This is a genomic window from Halobacillus sp. K22 (genome assembly GCF_052246795.1).
Taxonomy (GTDB): domain Bacteria; phylum Bacillota; class Bacilli; order Bacillales; family Halobacillaceae; genus Halobacillus.
This window is the reverse complement of the sequence record NZ_JBQQCN010000054.1, coordinates 1-1,975: the sequence shown is the minus strand read 5'-3', so window position 1 is coordinate 1,975 and position 1,975 is coordinate 1. Positions and strand designations below refer to the sequence as shown.

The window sequence follows — 1,975 nt, the reverse complement described above, 5'->3', positions numbered from 1 at the left end:
AACGACGAGACTCCCGGAGCGACCGAGCATAGGTCGTAACTTATAGCGGGTGGGATGCCCGTCGAGAAAGAACTAGCCATTCACTCGTAGCGAGTCTTTGTGGGCAGATGGTAACATCTGCCTTTAAGCGTAGACAGCTAGATAATGGGCCGTAAGCCAGAGGGTTGAAGGAAAAAAAAAAAAAAGCTCCGAAATTCGTCTAGTTTAGGAAGGCTGATGCGCTCGGGAGCGCAGAAAGCTACAGAGTTACAGATCGCAAAATGGCAAGAGAGTAACTCCTTCCTCGGAGTCGATGACCTCGGCACGTTAGACATCGATAAGTTACGGCAACTCGGGAGATCCTTTAGGTCTCGAAAAGAGTAATGACTGACAAGCGATAATAAAGTGAGGACTGTCAAATGCCTAAAGGAAGTCGGATAGCGGCGTAGTACCTGCGAAGTCGGGTAATTCTGACGGAGGAAAGGCCGCTACCCGTCATCAACCTTTGAAGAGAAACATTTACTACACACTGAGGTGGACTTTGAAATGGAAACGAAACTGACAAGGATAAGAGAATTAGCGCAGGCTCATCCAGACATGAAGTTCAATGCGCTCGTTCATTTACTTAATGAGGACAATCTCAAACAATGTCACACGGAACTGCCTAATGGGAAAGCCACCGGTTTGAACGGGGTAACCAAAGAGGCGTATGATGCCAAACTGGATGATAATATCCGAGATCTCGTAGCGCGCATGAAGAAGAAAGCCTATCGCCCGGTTCCGGTCCGACGGACCTATATAGATAAAACCGGTTCGAAGAAGAAGCGCCCCTTAGGCATCCCTGACCACGAGGACAAAATTGTTCAGCGGGGCATCACCAAGATTCTAAATGCGATTTATGAACAGGACTTCCTTGACTGTTCGTTTGGATTCCGTCCCCACCGGAACTGTCATGACGCATTAAAGATCCTGAACGTGTATCTGGAAAAGCGCCCCATCAACTACGTAGTGGACGCTGATATTAAGGGATTCTTTGATCATGTGGATCATGAATGGATGATGACGTTTCTCAAACACCGGATCAACGATCCGAATCTCCTGCGAATCATCGCTCGCTTTCTAAAGGGCGGCTACATGGAGGAAGGGAAGTATATTCATACAGACCAAGGAACCCCGCAAGGCGGGATTATTTCGCCCGTTCTCGCGAATGTCTACCTTCACTACGTCCTGGATTTATGGTTCGAAGTCTATCGCAAACGATGTAAAGGACACGCGTACATGGTGCGTTATGCCGATGACTTTGTGTGCTGTTTTCAGTACAAAAGGGAGGCCGAAGGATTCTATTCCGCCCTCGTCCAACGGTTGCGTAAATTCAACCTGGAAATCGCCGAAGATAAAACCAACATCTTACCCTTCGGACGGTATGCCGAGAAAGATAGCCAGCGAGAGGGTCGTAAGAAACCCTCGACCTTTGACTTTCTTGGCTTTACGCATTACTGCGGGAAAAGCCGGAAAGGGAGCTTTCGGGTGAAGCGCAAAAGCAGTCGTAAGAAAGTCAGTGCGAAAATGAAGAAGCAGAAAGACTGGCTGAAAGCGCACCGGACGACGGATATTAAAGTAATCATGGGTCGCCTCCGGCGATCGCTTCAAGGCTACTACAATTATTATTGTATCACCGACAATCTAAAGGCAGTCCATACCTTTCTTGACATTGTGAAACGCCTCCTCTTTAAGTGGATGAACCGTCGAAGTCAAAGGAAGTCGTTTCGCTGGGATCAATTCAACTTATTCCTCGAAAAGTATCCTTTACCTCAACCACGCATCAAAGTGAAGATCTATGATCTGAGAGAGCACATCAATTATATTCTCTGAATGGTGATGGGAAGAGCCGTGTGCGGTAGTACCGCTCGCACGGTTCTGTGAGGAGTGAGGAGCCCTTCTATATGAAAGGCTCCCGCTTACTCGACCGGGAGAAGGAGCTAGGCGAGACCCCACA

1 protein-coding gene is annotated in these 1,975 nt (G+C 48.2%); it reads left to right on the top strand.

All coding sequences use genetic code 11. The features are described 5' to 3' along the window. Nucleotides 1-525 precede the first annotated feature (525 nt). On the top strand, nucleotides 526-1,851 hold the full coding sequence (ltrA, locus tag ACTWPM_RS20575; RefSeq protein WP_443134830.1) for a group II intron reverse transcriptase/maturase: 1,326 nt from the start codon (nucleotides 526-528) through the stop codon (nucleotides 1,849-1,851). Nucleotides 1,852-1,975: the final 124 nt, after the last annotated feature.

Excerpts from the sequence above, each read along its gene's own strand:
- ltrA (WP_443134830.1), top strand. The coding sequence starts at position 526 with ATGGAAACGAAACTGACAAGGATAAGAGAATTAGCGCAGGCTCATCCA.